Below are 19,339 nucleotides of genomic sequence, written 5' to 3' on the forward strand. Positions count from 1 at the left end.
GCCGCGATGCGGCGGAGGCCCGTCCGGACTTGCTGCCTCGGGAGCGTTTCCGGGACTCCGGCTCCCTATCGCCTCGGCGCCCGGACACGGCGCACCTCCTTGTTCTTCTTGCGAGCGGAGCCGCGGGACGGGCCTCGGCCCCCGGGTCGCCTGCCGGATCGGCCGGAGCGCCTCGGGCGAGGTCGCTGGGAATGCACTCGGATGCGGTCGGCGCTCACGGCGCCGCCTCGGGGCGAGCTGGTCTGTCGTGGCGCGGTCAGCTCGCGCACCCACATGGCCAGCACCGAGGCGAACGGCCGCTCGTGGCTGATCCGCGAGCAGATGAAGGTGGTGAGGGCGACGGTGATGACGACCGCCCATGCGGTGGAGAAGAAGTCGAAGCCGATGCCCATCTGCCGTTCGATCGTGAGCACGACGAGCAGCACCAGGACCCCGACGCCCCAGGCGACGTAACGAGCCCGCCACGGGAAGGTCGCCTTGGGCGGGCCCAGCCAGACGGCGTCGACCCGATAGACCTCGTCATCGGTGCGGATTCGCACGCCCGATCACCCGCCGAACAGGCTGGCGAGCCAGGTGCCGATGTTGATGCCGCCGCCCGTCACGGCCAACCCGATCACCGCCAGGGCGATGAAGATGCCGCCGACCCGGCGCATCACACCGGCGTTGTCGCCCCGGCCCGCGCCGAGCCAGAGCAGCAGGATCGCCACGGTGAGCAGGAGCAGGGGCAGGACGTTGTCGAGCATCCAGTTCTGGATGCCCCCGGTGCCGAGGGCGTCTTCCTGCGCCAGGGTGTACACAGCCGTCGCGATCATCGCTTACTCCCGAGGATGAGGAGCGTGGTCATCGGGCCGAAGCAGGATGCCACGGCCCCGTGGGGCACCTTCGAGTACAGCATGCCCGGCGGGCACGGTGTACTGACAAGGGTGCCAGGTCTCGACGCAAAGACGATCCCTTCGTCCTCGGCTTCGCCTTCTCCGGCGCCACCCATCATCATGGCGAAGTCCGGGGCCGTGAATAGCCGCACCCTGTTTCTCCCAACTGCCGAGAAGGTTCACCCGCTTGCGCCCAATATGGTTACACAAAGTGATCGCCAGCGTCGGTGAAAACCTCTCGTGGCACGTTTCCACACCGTCACCTCACACGACAGGACCGAGAGGTTCGGCGACGCGTCGGAGTGGCCTCGACGATGCGGCTTGTTCACAGCGTCTCGCTGAACTGCGAGAACGTGATCAGAGACGACAGGGCGGACCCTCTGCTGACGTGGTCGGCGACGACGGGACGACCGCACGATCCCCGTGGACGGCCGGCCAAGGCTACCGAGAGCGATCTCGCGGGCACCCGCCGGGCCGCGATCACTGTTGGTACCGCTGCACCTCGTCCGCGGGGCGCGGCTCGACGTCGTCGGCGTCGCCGCCCCTCGCCGCCTGGACCCGCCTGCGACGCAACAGATCCCAACACTGATCGAGCGCGGATTCCACGTGCCGCAGTCGATCGGTCTCGTCCGCGCCGTCGATCCGACCGGATTCTCGTTCCGCGCGCAATGCGTGTTCCTCGTCGACCAATTCCCTGATTCGCATCAGGATTTCCTCTTCTCGCATCCGCTGCTCCCACGGCTCGTTGTCGGCACGATCTGCGGCACGACTCGATCAGCACTGCAACACCGCACTCCGCCGCCCGCAAGTCGAGGGGCGCCCGCCGTCGAGCACACCACTCGTGGCGCGCCGGAATCGCGGAACCGGGATCGGCAGGGCCCGAGGAACCAGCGTCGATGCACCGGGAGGGGACGATGCCGACGACACCGACGGTTTTCGCGTAAAACTTTCACGATTCGCGGCGATCATTGCCCGGGAGGCACGATCACGACGTCAGACGGTCGATCCGCTTACCACCTTCGGCGGGCATCGCGTGGCACCGAGGCGAGTCCGGGCGGAGCCGGCCGCGGCTTCTCCGGGCTCCGCCATGGTGAATCGATCCTGACTCGTGGCGCTTCCGTCACGCCGAGTGTCGGATTCCCTCCCGGAGATCGCCGAGATCGATCGGGCTGATCGGCCGAATGGGCATTCCGCCGTTCGCACGGGAACACGATCGAGGACGTGCGGTCGTCAGCGCCGCGGAACGAGCGGGAACGGGCCGGCCGGGCGCGGCAGGCACGAACGGGCGCGGCGAGTTCAGTGTTCGTCGACATGCCCGTCGTGCACGGCGTGCCGGTGACCGTCGTGCACGTAGTCGACGTGATCACCGTGGGGCACCGCGACGTGCCCGCAGCCCTCCCCGTGCTGGTGGCTGTGCGCGGCGTGCTCGGTGTGTGTCGCCGGCTCGCACTCGTCGAAGTGCCCGTCGTGCGCCCGGTGCAGGTGGCCGTCGTGCGCGTAGTCGACGTGATCACCGTGGGGCACGGCGACGTGTCCGCAGCCGGTCCCGTGCTCGTGCTGGTGGCCGGTGTGCTCGACATGGGCGGTAGTCATGGTGAAACGCACCTCGCTCATCCTCGTTCGCGGCGACCACCCTCGGACCGGGCAGAGGTCGGCCCGAGGAGGCCCTCACGTCCACGCTAGCCGCACATATAGCCACACGTGCATGAGTCACGCGCACGTGTCACCCCAACGTGTGACCAGTCGTGCCCGCGCCAGGAACCGGGACGACGGCGGACCAGCCGCATGGCCGAAACGCTGCCCGAGCAGGCCCGAGCTCGAACGCGACCGTCGCGGGCCCCCGTCGGCACGGCAGGCCGTCGGTGCCGAGGGCGTCGAGAACGAGCGCGCCCGAAACGGACTCGCCTGGGCGGTCCGCCCCGAGCCGAAGAGGCCAGGAGGACATCGAGGCCGCCGGGACCGCCCACGTCCTGCGAACACCGTGTCCGCGGCGAGCCGCCCGCCCACGGCACGGGGCGAGCGGAGAAGGACGAGCCGGCCTCTAAGCCGGATTCTGTCGTCGAACCGCCTCGCGGCGACTCGACCGGCGACCATCCATCTAGGCCCGCCGTCGCCGACGGGCTCCAGCGGCCTACCCGCGAGCATCGGGCGGGCCGCCCTCGAACGCTCGCGCAGACGCCGTCGCCGGCGTCCTCTTGGCCTTGCTCCGGGTGGGGTTTACCGAGCCACCCCGGTCACCCGGGGTGCTGGTGGTCTCTTACACCACCGTTTCACCCTTACCCGACCGCGCCCGAGGGCACGGCCCGGCGGTCTGTTTTCTGTGGCACTGTCCCGCGGATCACTCCGGGTTGCCGTTAACAACCACCCTGCCCTGCGGAGTCCGGACTTTCCTCGGCGGGGTCACCCCCGTCGCGGCCGCCCGGCCGGCTCGTCCAGCCGTCGATTCTAGTCCCCCGGCCCGGCTGCCCCGACGCCCGCCGGTGCGCCACGACGGATCAGCTCAGATGGGAGATGTCGTTGACGAGCCGAACCGAGGCGTTGCCGTCCGGATAGAACTCGGCGATCGACAGCGAGGCCAGATCCAGATGCAGGCGGTAGAGCACGGAAGGACCCACGTCCAGCGCCATCCGCAGCAGGGACTTGATCGGCGTCACGTGACTGACCACGATCACCGTCGCGCCGCCGTGCGCGCTGATCAGCTCGTCCCTGGCCCGCCGCACCCGGCGATGGACGACGTCGAAGCTCTCGCCGCCGGGCGGCGGCACCGAGGGATCGCGCAGCCAGCGGGCGTGCTCCTCGGGATCGCGCTCGGCCGCCTCGATGAAGGTCAGCCGCTCCCAGTCGCCGAAGTCGGTCTCGATCAGGCCGGGGTGCGCCACCGGCTCCGCCGTGCCCAGGGCCGAGGCGATCGCCGCCGCCGTCTGCCTGGTCCTGGCCAGCGGCGACGTGATCACCGGCGTGGTCGCGCCGAGCCCGTCCAGACCGGCGAGCCGCCGCGCCACCGCCGCGGCCTGGCTCGCCCCGAACTCGGTGAGGTCGACGTCGCCCCGGCCGGAGTATCGCCGCTGCACCGAGAGCCTGGTCTGCCCGTGCCGGACCAGCAGCAGCCTGGTCGGCGTGCCGCTCGCGCCGTTCCAGCCCGAGGGGCGAGACCGGGTCGCGGAGGCGCCGCCGTCGGTGTTCGCCGCGCCCGAGGAGGCCTGGGTCACACCGGTCGGCACGTGACTCGTCGTCGCCCCGTCACCGCGGCCCGCCGCGGCCCTCGCTCGGCCGGGAGTGCTCGCCTGCTCGTCCATCGCCCGGTTCGCGAGCCGGTCGGCGTGGGCGTTGCTCGCCCGCGGAATCCATTCGTACCGCACCGAGGAGAAGACACCCGCGAGATCACGTGCCTGGCGCGCCAGCGACGCCAGCTGGGGATGCCTGATCTTCCAGCGTCCCGACATCTGCTCCACGACGAGCTTGGAGTCCATCCGCACCGAGACGGACGACACGCCCAGCTCCGCCGCCGCCCGCAGACCCTCGATCAGCCCCTGGTACTCCGCCACGTTGTTCGTGGCGACGCCGAGGCCGCCGGACCGCTCGGCCAGGACCTCGCCGCCGACCCGGTCCTTGACGACCGCGCCGAAGCCCGCCGGGCCGGGATTGCCTCGGGACCCGCCGTCGGCCTCGACGACGACCTCGGCACCACTCACAGTCCGGACTCCGCCGTCCGGACCAGGATCACGCCGCACTCGTCGCAGCGCACCACCTCGCTCGGGTCGGCGGCCTTGAGCCTGCTGACGGCGACCCGGTCCAGTTCCAGCCTGCACGCGCCGCAGCGGCGGGCCCGCAGCAGTGCGGCGCCGTTGCCCTTCTGCGCGCGAATCCGCTCGTAGAGCGCGAGGAGATCGGCGGGCAGCCCCGCGATCAGCGTCGAGCGACGCTCGGCGTGCCTGTTCTCCTGGGTGCCCAGGTCGGCGAGCAGCTCGTCACGGCGGCGGGTGACCACCGCCAACGCCTCCCGACTCTCGGCCAGCTGCTCCTCGGCGAAGCGCACGTCGGCCTCGGCGGCCTCGGCCCGCTCCATGACCTCCAGCAGCTCATCCTCCAGTACGCCCTGCCTGCGGGTGAGGGTGTCGAGCTCGTGCTGCAGGTCGACGACCTGCCGTGCGCCCACCGTTCCGGCGTCCAGGAGTTCCCGGTCCCGCTTGCCGCGAGCCCGGACCTGATCGATCTCCTTCTCCTGTCTGGCCAGTTCTCGCCGCAGGTCGCTCAGCGCCGTCTCGGCGACCACCTGAGCGTCCTGCCTGGTCCGGACCGTGCCCTCGGACTCGTCGATCTCGGCGTGTTCAGGCAGGTTGGTGCGGCTGTAGGCGACCCTGTTCAATTCGGTATCGACATCGGCCAGGTCGAGCAGCCTGCGCTGCGTGGCGGGATCGGCTTTCACGCGGGCGTCCTCCAGGTGTGCGGGCGCGCTGACGGTTCAGGTTCGCGAGCGATCGCCGGGCTCGTGAAGGTTCCACGGGTCGGTTCGACGCTGCGAGACGTGGACTTCGACGGTACTCTGCGTCGCCGTGCGGACGACCTCGGCTGCCTGCCCGCACCACGGCCACTCGCCCGCCCAGTGCGCCACGTCCACCAGCGCGGGAGCCCGACCACCGGGGACCGTCGACAGGGCGGCGTGCTCGCTCGCCGGGTGATGCCGCAGGTCGCTGGTGACGTAGGCGTCGACACCGAGGGCGGCCGCGGTGCTCAGGAACCCGTCGCCCGCGCCGCCGGACACCGCCACGCGACGAATCGGCCGCTCCGGGTCTCCGGAGGCACGCACACCCCAGGACGTGGTCGGCAGCGCGTCGGCGACGCGACGGACGAACCGGGAGAACGGCTCCGGCCGGGCCAGCTCGCCCACCCGCCCGAGGCCCAGCAGGGGCGTCTCGGCGGTCGCGCCTCGATGCGGACGCAGCGCCCCGGTGACCCGCAGGCCGATCGCCTCGGCGAGCGCGTCGGACACGCCCGGCACCGCGCTGTCGGCATTGGTGTGCGCGCAGTACAGCGCCACGCCGCCGAGCAGCATCCGGTGGATCAGCCGTCCTTTGGGCTGGTCGGCAGGCACGCCGTGCACGCCGCGCAGCAGAAGCGGATGGTGGGCGACGATGAGTCCGGCGCCGAGCTCCAAGGCCTCCGAGACGGTGTCCTCGGTCGGGTCCACGCAGACCAGCACCCGGTCGACCGGGCTCGCCGGGTCACCGCAGACCAGCCCGATCGCGTCCCAGTCCTCGGCGTACTCGGGCGGGTAGGCCCGCTCCAGAGCGGTGACGACGTCGGCGACGGTGGCGCTCACGGACGGTCCCCCATTCACGACACCCGGGTGTCGCGCAGTAGATCGGACAGAGCCGCGCCGAGCAGGCTGGTCCGCTCGGCGGACCGCACCGCGACGCGAAGATGATCCTCGGTCAGTCCGGGAAAGGTATCGCACCGTCGCACGGCGATCCCCCGCTGACGCAGGCCCGTTCGCACCGCCGCTCCGTCGGGCACGGTCAGGAGCAGGAACGGGCCGTGGGCGGGCTGCTCGACACGCAGTCCGGGGAGGGCGGCCAGCTCCGCGATCATGTCCCGGCGGCGTTCGCGGAGATCGACGGCGGCGGCCTCGGCCTCGGCGAGCGCCCCCGGGGAGCAGCAGGCCCGGACCGCGACGTGGACGAGGCTGCCGACCGGCCAGTGAGGCCTGCGCGCGGCGAGCCGGCCCAGCAGCTCCGGCGCGGCCAGGACGTAGCCCGCACGCAGGCCCGCCAGCGCCCAGGTCTTGGTGAGGCTGCGCACCACCACGAGGCCGGGTGTCCCGCCGTCCCCCGCGAGCGACTCGGCCTCGCCGGGCACCGCGTCGATGAACGCCTCGTCGACCACCAGCGTCCGACCGGGGCGGGCCAGTGAGCGGACGACCGCCGCCGGATGCAGGACCGAGGTGGGGTTCGTCGGATTCCCCAGCACGACGAGATCGGCGTCGGCGGGCACCAGCTCAGGTCGAAGCCGGTGACCGTCGGAGGCGGGCAGCAGCACCCGGCTGACCGGCACGCCCGCCTGCCGAAGGGCCAGTTCCGGCTCGGTGAAGGACGGGTGGACGACGGCGGCGTGCCGGGGACGCAGTTCGGGCAGCAGCGCGAAGCACTCGGCGGCACCCGCCAGCACGAGCACCTCCTCCGGTCGTCTGCCGTGCCGCGCGGCCACCACGGACCGGGTGGCCGCGTCCTCGGCGGCCGAGGGGTAGCGACCGAGGTCGCTCAGGGCGGCGGCGAGCCGATCGCGGAGCCAGCGGGGCGGGGCGTCGAGCCGCACGTTGACGGCGAAGTCGACCAGTTCGGGCGTCGCCTCGACGTCCCCGTGATGACGCAGCGCCTCAAGGTCGATCCCGGCCTCGCCGCGGTGCCCGACGGGTGCAGGCGCGTCGACGAGCTCGGCCCGATCGTCCCGCCTGCCGGGTACCGCGGCAGGCGGGCACACGGTGAACACGGGAGACGGCCCGCCGTCCGCTCCGACCGCCGGACCGTGGTGAGGATCGCCGCTGCTCATCGGCGGGAGTCTAGGCACCCGCCGTCGGACGCCGGGCCGTGGAGGCGGCCGTGATGCGCGGCCCGGCGCGGGTGACCGACCGCGACGAGCCGCCCCGAGACGGGCTCGCACCTCCATCAGCGCGAAGCCGAGCAGATTGCGGCCCGGCCACCGCGACGGCAGCGTGGCCGCGTCGTCTCGCGCGGCCAGACCGATGCCCCACACGGCGTCGACCGGGCTCGCCTCCACGAGGATCCGGCTGCCGGTGGAGCGCAGAAACGCGGCGGCGGGCTCGTGGGCGGTGAACTTCGCGAGGTTGCCCGCGATGACGATCCGCTCGCGGTGGGCGTCCCACCGCTCGCGGTCGAACCCTCGGACCAGACGTCCGAGCCGTTTGGCCTCGCCGGGGTGCCGCGCGACCAGGATTCGCTCCGCGACGCCGTCATCGCCGAACAGCCGCGCCTTGCGTTCCATCATGTAGTGCTCGGCCGTGGGATAGCGGCGTCCGTCGACGGTGAAGTCGCCGAACCACCATTGGCTCAGACACTCCGATCGCACGTCGCCGTCGGCGCGGCGGAGGCCGCTCCAGAAGAGGACGAACCGCAGCCGCTCCCCCGCGGCCTCCCGCCGACGCAGCTCGGCGATCCGCTGGTCCACCCGCCGGAGTCGTGGCTCGGTCATGATCGAGGACGCTAGAAGACACCGGACACGGGCCGCGAGCGATTTCCGATCGGCGCTCCCCTTTCGATCTCGGCGACCGCGGAGCTCGTCCTGTCCGGAGGAACGCTCCGGCGGCTCGGCCTGGCGGGCGACGACGGCCGCGGTCGCCCGACCACGACGAACGGAGCGGCTCCGCACCGGGAGCCTCGCGGTGCTCGTGATGCCGTGACGTACCGTGAGTGCGTGCGCTACCGGTTCCTGCTGCGGCCGGGATGGATCACCATGACCGTCGCCGTCCTGGTGTTCGCGGCCATCTCCGTCTTCATGCTCTCGCCTTGGCAGCTCGGTCGTCACGACGACAAGCTGGCCCAGAACGAGGCGATCGAGCGTTCCCAGGGCAGTGACGCCGTGCCGCTGAACTCGATCGTGTCGCCCGACGCCGCCCCCGGCGACGACGCCGTGTGGCAGCAGGTCTCCGTGGAGGGCAGATACCTTCCCGACGGGGAGACGGTGGCGCGGCTGCGTTCGGTGCACGGCGAGCCCGCCTACGAGGTGCTGACGCCGTTCGCGTCGTCCGACGGCACCACGGTGCTGATCAACCGCGGTTTCGTCCGCCCCGACGACGAGGGTCGAGTACCCGAGTTCCCCGCCGCGCCCACCGAGCCCACGAGTCTGACCGCCCGCGTACGGACGGACGAGAACGACACGCGCAGGCGGGCGGCGTTCGAGGAGGACGGCCGACTCCAGGTCTACGCGATCAACTCCGAGACCGTCGCCGAGGCCGTCGACATCCCGCTGCGAGCGGGCTACCTGCAACTGACCGCCGATCAGCCGGGCGGCCTCGGCGCGCTGCCGCTCCCCAGGCTGAACTCCGGGCTCAACCTCGCCTACGGGTTGCAGTGGGTCGCCTTCGGCGCGATGGCCCTCGGCGCGCTGGTCTTCTTCATCTGGCGCGAGGCGCATCCCAGACCGGAACAGGCGACGGCGGGCGCCGAGGAGACGACGGCGCCCGCCGAGAGCCGGATGTCGACCCGGTCAGCGCTGCGTGCCGCCGCCTCGGAGCGCCCCGCGACGACGACCCGGACGACGACGGAGACCCTGGCCGATCGCTACGGCGGTCGCCGCTGACAGGACACCGGCGACGGCGCCGATCACTCGGGACAGCTCCACCCCGCGCGTGACGTCGCCCGCGTCCGGCGTCCGGCCGTCGCCGAGCATGGGGCGCTCCTCGGTGCCGTGGTGATAGACGGTGCGGCCGCCCAGCCGTACCTCGAGCGCTCCGGCGAAGGCCGCCTCCACCTGGCCCGCGTTGGGGCTGGGATGAGCGGTGGCGTCCCGACGCCAGGTACGCCACGCGCCCTGGGCGGAGCCCCCGACGACGGGTGCGCAGAGGCTGGTCAGCATCGCGGTGGCGCGGGAGGGCAGCAGGTTCGCCACGTCGTCGAGCCGCGCCGAGGCCCAGCCGAACCGGCGGTAGCGCGGCGAGCGGTGTCCGACCATGGCATCGAGGGTGTTGATCGCGCGATAGCCCAGCAGTCCGGGCACGCCGGCGACGGCGCCCCAGAACAGCGGCGCCACCACGGCGTCGGAGGTGTTCTCCGCGATCGACTCCACCGAGGCCCTGGCGAGGCCGGGGCCGTCCAACGAGCCGGGACTGCGACCGCAGAGCCTCGGCAGCGATTCGCGGGCCTCGGCGAGCGCGCCGGAGTCCAACGCCCTGGCCATCGTGGTGCCCTCCTCGGCGAGCGAGGCTCCGCCGAGGACCACCCAGGTGGTCAGCGCCGTGGTCGCGGCCTCGGCGACCGGGCTCAGCCTGCCGAGTCGCCGGGCGGCGAGACCGAGCGCCACGCTTCCGCCGACGAGCACGCCGGTGAAGACCACGCCCGCGGACCGCCGATCCTGGTAGATCCGACGTTCCAACGCGCCCGCGACTCGACCGAAGCCCGCCACCGGGTGGCCTCGTCGTGGGTCGCCGAAGGCCGCGTCCGCGGCCACGCCCAACAACAGACCGACCGCGCGACCCGCATTCACTGTTGCCCCCTCGTTCCTCTCATCACTGGCCGGCACGCCCTCGGCGACGCCGCTCGGCCGTCGATCACGCTGAGCCGCCGGCTGTCCGACCGTCCCCGGATCGGGTGTGCCCGTTCTCGTGATCGGACAGCCGGGTTCCGGCGGGCCGCCGCACGAGCCGACGGTGATCATGGTGCCCCCCGTGTCGGACGTCCGACGACACCGCCCGACGACACCGCCCGACGACACCGCGCGCCGACTGCGCCGAGCGCGCTCGACACGACGGTGAACCCGCCATACAGGGTCCCAGACCGGCCTGCGCCCGCAGCACCGATCGCGCGAAACAGTCGACACGACGCCCGCCCAGGTCTTCGCTCTCAGACGCCCGAAGACGTCCCGCGCCTGCCGATCGTCGGGCGGCCGTCATCGGGCGACTGTCGCCGGCAGCCCGTCGCCGCCCTGCCGTTCGGGGCGGCCGCACCGCGCTCCACGGCTCGCCCGTCCTCGGTCTGTCGTCCCGCGCCCGGCCGGTCAGCCTGCCACACCGTGCGACCTCCACCGCACGCCGCACGGCGTGGCGGCCTCGGCGATCGCACGGCTCCGCCACTCACTCCACCGCACGGCTCCACCGTGGGCGCCTCCCCGCGCATGCCACCCGGCGGCCGCTTCCCACGACACCGCCGAGGCATGTGATCCCCGGCACGGGATCGAAGTCGAGTCTCGGCGAGCCGACCCGTCGCGCGCGGTCGGCGACGGCCGAAGGCGGTGTGGGAGGGCGGACGACCGGCAGGCCGAGGACCTGTCGCTCGGAGCGTCGCTCACTCGCGGTAGGGGGTGGCGGCCGGTCGACCCGACCCGATTGTGCGGGGTGAGCTGCCTCTATCGTGACCTGCCGTGACCGAAGTCGAGCCGCCGCCGTCGCGAGCCCCGATCCCCGGCGGCTCGGCGGAATCCGAGCCGACCGCGCCGGGCACGGCGATCCACGAAGGCCCGCCTCGCGGCGATCGGACCGAGCGGGCGCGCGAGGCCGCCGAGACGGAGAGCCCGACGAACGCGGCCCCGGCGAACGGTCGCCGTCGCGACGGAACTCCGCCGGACACCGAACGATCCGGACCCGCCGACGTCGACTCGACGAGCAGGCTCGCGCTCTTCGCCTATCTCGGCGCGCGGGACTACCGGCGCACGTACCTGGCGATCATGCGGCTGTTCGCGGGCACCCTGCTCGCCGATCTCTCCGCGGGCGAGGTCGCGGGCGCGTTGGCGGGCGCGGAGCGGGCCGGGCTCATCGATCCCGGCGAGCATCACGTGGACACGGTGATCTCGCGTCTCCGCCAACTGGTCGAGTGGGGAAACCTGGTGCACGGCCGTCGGGAGACCGTCGCCGCCAGCATCGCCGAGTTCCAGCACGGCAGCGTCCGGTACCAGGTGAGCAAGCTCGCGGTCCGGGTGCAGCGGGACGTCGACGAGCTGCTCGCCGTCCCGGAGGGCGCCCGCGAGGTCTCCCGCGAGCTGCTGCCCGCGATCGAACGCGGTCTGCGGGCGCTCGGCACCACGCTGAGCGAGGCACTCGCCGCCGAGCACGGCGGCGCCGGGTCGCGCAGGCTGCACGACCGACGCGAACTGCTCGCCGAACAGGTGACCACGCTGTTCCTCCAGCACGCCGAGCTGGCGGCCACCGTCCGCGACTTCTACGCCTACCTGGGGCAGGTGGTCACCCGACACCAGCTCGACTCCGAGGAGCTGTCCGGCTTTCGGGATCTGCTCGTCGACTACATCCAGATGGTCGTCGAGGACGTCCTCCGGCACACCCCGAACATCGGCGGCCTGCTCGCCCGGCTGGCCCGCTCACGCGGCGAGCTGCTGCGCCTCCTCGGACCGCTCGACGGCTGGGACGCCGGCTTGGAGCGGTCCAGGGGCCGGTCGGCCTCGGACTGGCGGGAGCTGACCGACTGGTTCGTCGACCGCGCGGGCAGGCCGAGCCAGGTGACGGCGCTGCGCGACGCCACGGCCCGCGCGATCGGCACGCTGCTGGCCGGGGTGAAGCGGGCCACGGCGGGGGCGGGCACCCTGCCCGGCAGGCGCGCGGAGCTGCTCCGCCTCGCCGCCTGGTTCGACGCGAGCGACCGCGATCAGGCGGCGCGTCTCTACGCGGCCGCCTTCGGCCTCTACTCCGCCCGCAACCTCCTGCCGCCGCCGGAGCACGACGGCGACGACGAGCACACCCCCTGGCGTGACGGCCCGGTGATCGACGTCTCCGTGAGCGTCCGGTCCCGCGCGGACCGAGGCGCGCGCGGCCGGACCTCACGGGTGGTGTTCGACCCGATCACCGAGCAGACCCTGCTCGCACAGGCCCGTCATGACGCACGGGCGCATCAGGCGGCGGTGGACGAGGTGATCGCCGCCGCCCCGGATCTCACCGCTGCCCGGCTCTCCCCCGCGGCGCTGCGGGTGGTGTGTGATCTGCTCACGCTGGCGATGGCGAGCAGGGACAGCACGCAGGACGCGAGCTCGGTGAGCGATCCGGTGCACGGACTGCGGTTGACCGTGACCCCGATGCCGGGGCGACACACGACGCTGACCGGCACGAGCGGGGCGCTGACGCTGCACGACACGGTCGTCACCCTGGCCGCCGGCGACGGCGACCACGGGAGGAGCGCCGAGGCCGCCGAGAACCGAACGCGGGCCGGGGAACGCACGCCGGTCAGGGCGGGCGCCGCCGGGCGGCCCCGCGCGGCGCGTCCCGACGCGCCGGTCGACGCGCCGCCGGCGCGGGCCGGAGCATCGAGGCGGCCGGAACCACAGGCGGCGACGCAGGCGGAGGCGGCGGACCTCACGGACCCCTCCGACGGGATCTGCGCGGCGAAGGCGGCGGCCCCGGTGTCGGCAGCGGAGTCCAGGGTGCTGCCCGCAGGCGCCGGACGGCAGGCGCCCGATCGCGTCGGCCCGGCGCCGGCCGGTTTCGATCCGGGGGAATCCGAGCGGGCCGGGTCGGAACAGGGAGATCCTGAACAGGTCGGGGTCGGAGTGGACGGTCCCGACCTGGGCGGTGCCGGCCACGGCGGGAGCGAACGGGCCGGGATCGGCCGAGGCGAACCGATGCTCGGCCGGACGGCGGCCGGGCGGGACGAACCGTCCCCGACGAGCCCCGACCAGACCGACTCCGCCCGCCCCGACTCCGTTCAGCACGAACCGGCCCGGAACAGTGCGACCACGGCCGCAGCCGCACCGGAGTCCGGCGGGGTCGCTCGGACGTCGGCGTCCGCGACGGCAGGCGTCGAGAACAGGTCCACCATCGACGGACCCCACCCGCCGAGCTCCGCGACGGACCGGCCGACCAGCGAGGCACGGCGATGAGCGGACGCGCGACCCGGAACAGAGGCAGCGGCGCGGCCGGACTCGCCATGCTGGACGGCCTGTCCGACATCGACGCCGCCGACGTCGCCCGGTGCGCCCGTGTGCTGCTGCGCAGGCCGCTGCTGCGAGCGAGCGGCCCGGACGGCGATCTGCTGCCGCTGATCCACCGGCATCGCACGCTGCTCGTCGAGCTGTTCACGACGCTGCTGGGCTATCGGCTGGTGGTGGAGCGCCGCTTCGCCCGGCTCTACAAGACCGGCCCCGGCCCGGACGCGACGCGGGACGAGCCCACACTGTCGCCGCGCGGCCACGCCTACGTCGCGCTCGCCCTGGCCTGCCTCACCGGCGCGGGGCGACAGGTCCTGTTGTCACGGCTGGTCGACGACCTCCGGGCGGCCGCGGCCGAGGCCGGGATCACGGTCGTCGACGACATCGCGGATCGGCGCGCCCTCACCGCGGCCCTGCGGCTGCTGCTGAGCCTCGGCGTGATCAGCGAGACGGAGGGCACCGTCGCGCCGTGGCAGCAGGACGGCCCGGCGGAGGCGTTGATCACGATCGACACCGATCTGCTCGGCCTGCTGGTCAGCGGGCCGCTCGGCGAGGCGGAGTCCCCGGCCGAGCTGATCCGCCTGGCGGCCCGCCCCGGAGCACGCGGCGTGGAGCACTCGGTGCGGCGCAGGCTCGTGGAGGACCCGGTGGTGCTGCACGCGGAGCTGACCGACGAGGAGTCCGCCTGGCTGCGACGCAACCAGCGTCGCGAGTCGCTGCTGCTGGACCGCGGTTTCGGCCTCATCAGCGAGATCCGGCTGGAGGGCGTCGCCGTCACCGACCCCGAGGAGTACCTCACCGACGTGGCGTTCCCCGGCGCGAGCACGGTGTCACGCATCGCGCTGCTGGCCCTGCCGGTGTTGACCGACCTCCACGAGCCGCGCGCCGACGGAAGTCGTCCGGTGACGACCGCGGAGGTGCGGGCGGCCTGCGACGAGCTGGTCACGGCGTTCCCGGCGGCCTGGTCGCGGGGTGCGACCGAGGACCTCGACGGCCTGACCACCGAGGTGCTGGCCCTGCTCACCAGGCTGCGACTCATCCGGCGGGACGAGGCCGACCCGGCCGGTCTGCTGCTGTCGCCCGCCGCCCATCGGTGGCTGCCCCAGCCGGACGACGCGCCGGGGCGTCCGACCGCCGAGGCACCAGAACCGAGTCCGGCCCCGCAGGCCGACTGGTCCCTGTTCGACGACACGGAAGGTCTGATGTGAGCGAGTCCGGTCGGTGGCGGCTGCATCGCGGCGGCATCGTCAACATCTGGCAGTACGCCGAGCAGACCTTCGATCTCTCCGGCGGCCGGGCCATCTTCCAGGGCACCAACGGCTCGGGGAAGTCCCGGACGCTGGAGCTGCTGCTGCCGCTGTGCCTGGACGGGGATCTGCGCCAGCTCGGCTCCAAGGGCTTCGACACCGTGAGCATCCGCAGGCTGATGCTCGACGACTACACCGGGGGCCCGAACCGGATCGGTTACGCCTGGGTGGAACTCGCCAGGCCCGTGCGCCCGGCGTCCACCGAGGACGATTCGGCGGACCCGGCCGCCACCGAGGACACGCTGGAGTACCTGACCTGCGGAATCGGCGTCAAGGCGTCGAAGACCTCGCAACAGATCACCGACTCGTGGCGGTTCGTCACCACGCGGCGGGTCGGCGTCGACGTGCGACTGGTCGGCGTCGACGAGGTGCCGCTGAGCGCGGCGGGTCTGCGGGACCTCCTCGGGCCGGACTGCGTGCTCGACGAGAGCACCTTCCGGGCCAGGGTCGCCGAGCTGGTCTATCGGCTGCCCGCGGCCCGCTATGGCGACCTCCTGCATCTCCAGCGGACGCTGCGTAACCCGGACGTGGGCTTGAAGGTGTTGGAGGGTCAGCTCGAACAGATCCTCTCCGACGCGCTACCGCCGTTGGACACCACGCTCGTGGAGTCGCTGGCCGGCTCGTTCGACGACCTGGAGGCGATCCGGGAGAACATCATCGGGCTGAGCACGGCCGACCGGGCGTTGAGCACCTTCGTGGCGGGCTACTCGGGATACGCCGCGGGCTCGCTGCACAGACTGGGCAGGCAGATGAGCTCCGCCTCCGAGGAGCTGGCCGCGCTGCGCGCCGAGCTCGCCGACCTGGAACGACGCGGCGACAAGGCCTTCGCCGAACGCGAGGCGGCGGCCGCGGCGGTCCGTCGACTGGAGACCGAGGAGAGCGAGCTGGAGGTGCGCATCGACGGCATGAAGTCGATGCCCGCCTATCAGGGACTTCGAGATCTGGAGGACCGCGAGGCGCTGGTCGCGGCGGGCCGGGCCTCGGCGCAGACGGCGTTGGAGACGGCGGCCAGGCAGCGCGGACAGGAGGATCGGGCCGTCGACGCGGTCCTCGGGGTGCTGCGCAGGCTGGAGCAGGACACCGCCGCCGCGCGCGAGCTGGCCGACACCGCGACCGCGAGGCTGGCGGCGGGGGGACTGGACCCGAGCCTGTGTCCGGCCGTGCCGCCCGCCCCGAGCGTCGACGTCGACGTACGTCAGGAGCCGGTGCTCGCCAAGCCGGACCCCGGCGCGGAGCCCCTGCCGGTGGAACGCAGGCGGCTGCCCGCGTTGTCTCCGGAGATGCTGGCCGATCAGCTCAGGACCGCGGCCGGGGTCGCCGAGCGGGCGACGGCGGAGACACGTCGGCGAGTGGCGCTGATCTCGAGCCTGCATCAGCAGGCCGCCGAGGCGGACCGGGCGAGTGCCGCCCTGGCTCAGTCACACCGCGACGTCCGGGCCGCCCAGGTCGCGGCGACCGAGGCGGCAGGCCGCCGTCACGAGGCGGATCAGCGGCTCGGCGACACGGCCGAGCGTTGGCTGGAGCGGGCCCGGGCGTGGTTCGCGTCGACCGCGCGGGCAGCCGAGGGCGCGGGTCGCGACGCGACGCGCGCCGTTCCCCCGCTGCCCTCGGCGGCGGAGGTGGCGGTGGACCTCGCCGTGCCGCGCGCCCTCCGGGACGCCGCTCGGGCCTGGTGCGCGCCGGGCGTCGCGGCGGCGGCGCAGCGGACGGCGGCGGCCCGCGCCGAGCTGTCCAGGATCAGGGGGGCGGTCGAACAGCGTGATCGGGAGCTGGCGGGCACGCGATCCGGCGATCGGCATCGCCCGCCGACGGCCGACTGGGTCGAGCACGAGCCGGACGCGACGCGAGGAGCGCCCTTCTATCGGCTGGTGGACTTCCGGCCGGGAATGAGTCGGGCGGACCAGGCCGGGCTGGAGGCGGCGCTGACGGCGTCGGGACTGCTCACGGCGTGGGTCGACGCCACGGGTGTCGCCCGGCGGCCCGCGTCCGCCGAGCTGCTGGCGGTCTCCGACGACACGGCGTCCCCTCCCGCACGCACGCTGGCCGATCTGCTGATTCCGGCCTCCGACGCCGACTCGCCCGTGGCGGCCGACGTGGTCGAGAGGCTGCTGCGGACGGTGGGCGTCGACGACGACGGGGAACCCGCGCCGAGCGGGACCGGCTGCCTCTCCGTCTCGACCACCGGCCGCTGGTCGGCGGGGGTGCTCCGCGGTGCCTGGCACAAGGACGCCGCCGAGTACGTGGGCGCGGGCGCGCGGAAGGCCGCACGCATGCGGCGGATCGTCGAGCTGGAGGACGAGCTGGCCGGCCTGCGGGGCGAGCAGGCCGACGCGGAGCGGGTGCTCAGTGAGGCGGTCACGGCGGAGGCGGAGTCGGCGGCGCGGGTGGAGTCGTTCCCGGACGACGGCGAGTTGATCGCCGCCCACGCCTCGGCGAGCAGCGCACGCGGCATCGCGGACGAGGCGGCGACCCGGGCCGAGTCGCTGCGCGCGCGTCACCGCCTCACCGAGCAGCGCGAGCAGGCGGTGGCGGCGGAGCTGGCCAGGGCGGGGGCCGCCGCGGGCCTGTCCTCGGACAGCGCCGAGCTCGCCGCCGCCCGGCAGGCCGCCGAACAGGCGAGGGAGACCATCGAACGGCTGGCCGAGTCGCTCGGCCAGCGCGCGGTGCGCACGGTGGCGGATCTGGCCGAGGGGCTGCGTCACCTGCACGCCGCCGAACAGGATCGTGTCGAGGCGGAGCGCCAGGCCGAGCAGGCCTGTGCGTCCCACGCCGAGCAGGCGGCCGCGCTGGCGGAGCTGACCGACGCGGTCGGTCGGGAGGCGAGCGAGGTGGCGGATCTGCTCGCCGCGTTGGAGCAGCGTCGCGTCGACTGTCGGGCGGAGCTGCCCGCCGCGAGGGAGCAGGTCGCCGCGTTGCGGGAGCGTGCCGCGAAGGTGGCGACGCTGACCGAGACGCGGCAGGCGCAGCTCGACGGTCGGGCCGCGCAGGCGGACCGGGCGACGGCGGCGTTCGCCGAGGCGCTGCGCACGCCCGGCCTGTGGGCGGCCGCGGTCGCCGAGGCGCCGCCGGAGGTGCCGCGGACACCGCCGGTCGATCCGGCCGAGGCGCTGCGGCTGCTGGGCGAGGGACGGTCCGGTGCCGCCGTCTCGGAGGCGTCGGTGATCGGCAGGCTTCAGGCCCTTCAGGCGGCGTTGGCCGGCACGCACGACATCCAGGCCACCGAACAGGCCGGGGTGCTGTGCGTGACGGTGAGCGGCGCGGACGGCCCCCGCCCGGTGGCCGAGGCGGCGAGTCGCGTGGCCGAGCAGCTCGGCAGGCAGCGCGGCTTCCTCGGGGAGCGTTATCAGACGATCTTCTCGGACTATCTGATCCGTGATCTCGCCGAGCGCCTGCGCGGGCAGATCACGGTGGCCGAGGATTTGTGTCGGCGGATGAACGAGGTCCTGGATCGGGCCAGGTCCAGCCAGGGGGTGCACGTCCAGTTGGAGTGGCGACCCTCCGCCGCGCTGGACGAGCCGACCAGAGAGGCCCTGGAGCTGGTGCGGACCCCCTTCGCCGACCGCGACGGCGGTCAGGACGAGGCGCTGCGGCGGGCGTTGACCGAGCGGATCGAGGCCGAGCGCGACACCAGGACCGGCGGCTACGCGGAGATCCTCACCCGGGCGCTGGACTATCGCGGCTGGCATGCCTTCACCGTGCGGGTTCGCGACGACGGACCGGACGGCAGGCCGAGGGTGCGCAGGCTGCGTCAGCTGTCCTCCGGCGAGACCCGGCTGGTGTCCTATGTGACGCTGTTCGCCGCGGCGGCCTCGTTCTACGACGCGGTCGGGTCGGCGGGCACCGAGGACACGCTGGTGGAGCCGCTGCGGCTCGTGCTGCTGGACGAGGCGTTCGAGCGGCTGGACGATCCGACCATCGCACGGATGCTGGGGCTGCTGGTCGACGTGGACATGGACTGGTTGATCACCTGGCCCAGCGGCTGGGGAGTGTCGCCGAAGATCCCTCGGATGCACATCTATGACGTGCTGCGGCCGAAGAGCGGCGGCGGGCTGGCCTGTACACACACCACGTGGGACGGCCGAGACCTGGCAAGCCAAGATCGATGATCACAGTAAGTACGCTCTCGGACGCAAAAGGTCAACCTTCTGGTTGAGAATCACGCGAATGTAGGAAACGTTTAGCGACGTACGGCAAGCTGACCCTCGGCACGGTGGTGATGGGGGTCTCCGCCGCGTCGCCGGACCCGGTGGGTGACGACATGGTCGTCGGGTCTACCGCCGGGGGCGGGCAGGCAGGTCGAGCACGGGGCCCGTTTCGCGACCCGCGTCGCGTCGCCGCCGCCCGCTCCCGAAAGCGGGGTCGATCGCCCCGTCGACCGTCGGCTGTCTCGCGCGGTCGAAGCATCGGGCTGCCGAACGGGAGCAGCGACACCGGCCGCGGCAGCCGACGCGCACCGTATTCAGCCGGTTCGACGACATGAAGCGGTGCGGGCCGCGCTCGAGGAGCCGTCTCGGCACCCCGCTCGGACCGGGTCGCAGGGCGGGTCGACCCCGTCACCGACAG

At 73.3% G+C, this 19,339-nt stretch carries 13 protein-coding genes, 1 other RNA gene and 1 pseudogene; 4 read left to right on the forward strand and 11 right to left on the reverse strand.

Annotated features, from left to right (window positions below; genetic code table 11):
* Window positions 1-65 precede the first annotated feature (65 nt).
* The 10 genes and pseudogenes from AHOG_RS23295 to AHOG_RS29185 all read right to left on the reverse strand — a co-directional run.
* Window positions 66-539, reverse strand: a complete 474-nt coding sequence (locus AHOG_RS23295) for a hypothetical protein (RefSeq protein WP_093943244.1) — start codon at window positions 537-539, stop codon at window positions 66-68.
* Between the two features lie 6 nt (window positions 540-545).
* Complete coding sequence (locus tag AHOG_RS23300) at window positions 546-812, reverse strand: hypothetical protein (RefSeq protein WP_093943245.1); 267 nt, start codon at window positions 810-812, stop codon at window positions 546-548.
* Window positions 813-1,352: 540 nt separating this feature from the next.
* Window positions 1,353-1,598, reverse strand: a complete 246-nt coding sequence (locus AHOG_RS23305; RefSeq protein WP_093943246.1) for a DUF2630 family protein — start codon at window positions 1,596-1,598, stop codon at window positions 1,353-1,355.
* A 570-nt stretch (window positions 1,599-2,168) separates the two neighbouring features.
* Window positions 2,169-2,465, reverse strand: a complete 297-nt coding sequence (locus AHOG_RS23310) for a hypothetical protein (RefSeq protein WP_093944734.1) — start codon at window positions 2,463-2,465, stop codon at window positions 2,169-2,171.
* 433 nt (window positions 2,466-2,898) lie between these two features.
* An RNA gene (gene rnpB, locus AHOG_RS23315) (RNase P RNA component class A) lies at window positions 2,899-3,303 on the reverse strand.
* A gap of 64 nt (window positions 3,304-3,367) precedes the next feature.
* Window positions 3,368-4,564: a bifunctional RNase H/acid phosphatase gene (locus AHOG_RS23320; RefSeq protein WP_184451095.1), complete on the reverse strand. Its 1,197-nt coding sequence runs from the start codon at window positions 4,562-4,564 to the stop codon at window positions 3,368-3,370.
* Window positions 4,561-5,298: a zinc ribbon domain-containing protein gene (locus AHOG_RS23325; RefSeq protein WP_093943247.1), complete on the reverse strand. Its 738-nt coding sequence runs from the start codon at window positions 5,296-5,298 to the stop codon at window positions 4,561-4,563. The genes AHOG_RS23320 and AHOG_RS23325 overlap by 4 nt, the downstream gene beginning before the upstream one ends.
* Before the next feature lie 36 nt (window positions 5,299-5,334).
* Window positions 5,335-6,192 (reverse strand): Nif3-like dinuclear metal center hexameric protein, encoded by an 858-nt coding sequence (locus AHOG_RS23330; RefSeq protein WP_093943248.1) that lies wholly within the window; start codon window positions 6,190-6,192, stop codon window positions 5,335-5,337.
* Between the two features lie 14 nt (window positions 6,193-6,206).
* Window positions 6,207-7,256, reverse strand: coding sequence for an Rv2231c family histidinol phosphate aminotransferase CobC (gene cobC / locus AHOG_RS29180; protein WP_245857075.1), 1,050 nt, complete (start codon window positions 7,254-7,256; stop codon window positions 6,207-6,209).
* 270 nt (window positions 7,257-7,526) lie between these two features.
* Window positions 7,527-8,078, reverse strand: a pseudogene (locus AHOG_RS29185) (NADAR family protein); the annotation flags it as partial.
* A 222-nt stretch (window positions 8,079-8,300) separates the two neighbouring features.
* Here AHOG_RS29185 and AHOG_RS23340 point away from each other — a divergent pair.
* Window positions 8,301-9,185: an SURF1 family cytochrome oxidase biogenesis protein gene (locus AHOG_RS23340; RefSeq protein WP_157737012.1), complete on the forward strand. Its 885-nt coding sequence runs from the start codon at window positions 8,301-8,303 to the stop codon at window positions 9,183-9,185.
* Here AHOG_RS23340 and AHOG_RS23345 read toward each other — a convergent pair.
* Window positions 9,093-10,088 carry a cobalamin biosynthesis protein gene (locus tag AHOG_RS23345; protein WP_093944736.1) on the reverse strand — a complete coding sequence of 332 codons (996 nt, stop codon included), beginning with the start codon at window positions 10,086-10,088 and terminating at the stop codon, window positions 9,093-9,095. The genes AHOG_RS23340 and AHOG_RS23345 overlap by 93 nt on opposite strands.
* An 873-nt stretch (window positions 10,089-10,961) precedes the next feature.
* Here AHOG_RS23345 and AHOG_RS23350 point away from each other — a divergent pair.
* From AHOG_RS23350 to AHOG_RS23360, 3 genes are read left to right on the forward strand one after another with little or no spacing between them, the layout of a single operon-like run.
* The gene (locus AHOG_RS23350) at window positions 10,962-13,421 is read left to right on the forward strand and encodes a DUF2397 domain-containing protein (protein ID WP_245856409.1); all 2,460 of its coding nucleotides are present in this window, start codon (window positions 10,962-10,964) and stop codon (window positions 13,419-13,421) included.
* Window positions 13,418-14,677, forward strand: coding sequence for a TIGR02678 family protein (locus AHOG_RS23355; RefSeq protein ID WP_245856410.1), 1,260 nt, complete (start codon window positions 13,418-13,420; stop codon window positions 14,675-14,677). Before AHOG_RS23350 ends, AHOG_RS23355 begins: the two co-directional genes overlap by 4 nt.
* Complete coding sequence (locus tag AHOG_RS23360) at window positions 14,674-18,882, forward strand: TIGR02680 family protein (RefSeq protein WP_093943251.1); 4,209 nt, start codon at window positions 14,674-14,676, stop codon at window positions 18,880-18,882. Before AHOG_RS23355 ends, AHOG_RS23360 begins: the two co-directional genes overlap by 4 nt.
* The last annotated feature ends 457 nt before the right edge of the window (window positions 18,883-19,339 follow it).

This window comes from Actinoalloteichus hoggarensis, from assembly GCF_002234535.1.
Classification (GTDB): domain Bacteria; phylum Actinomycetota; class Actinomycetes; order Mycobacteriales; family Pseudonocardiaceae; genus Actinoalloteichus_A; species Actinoalloteichus_A hoggarensis.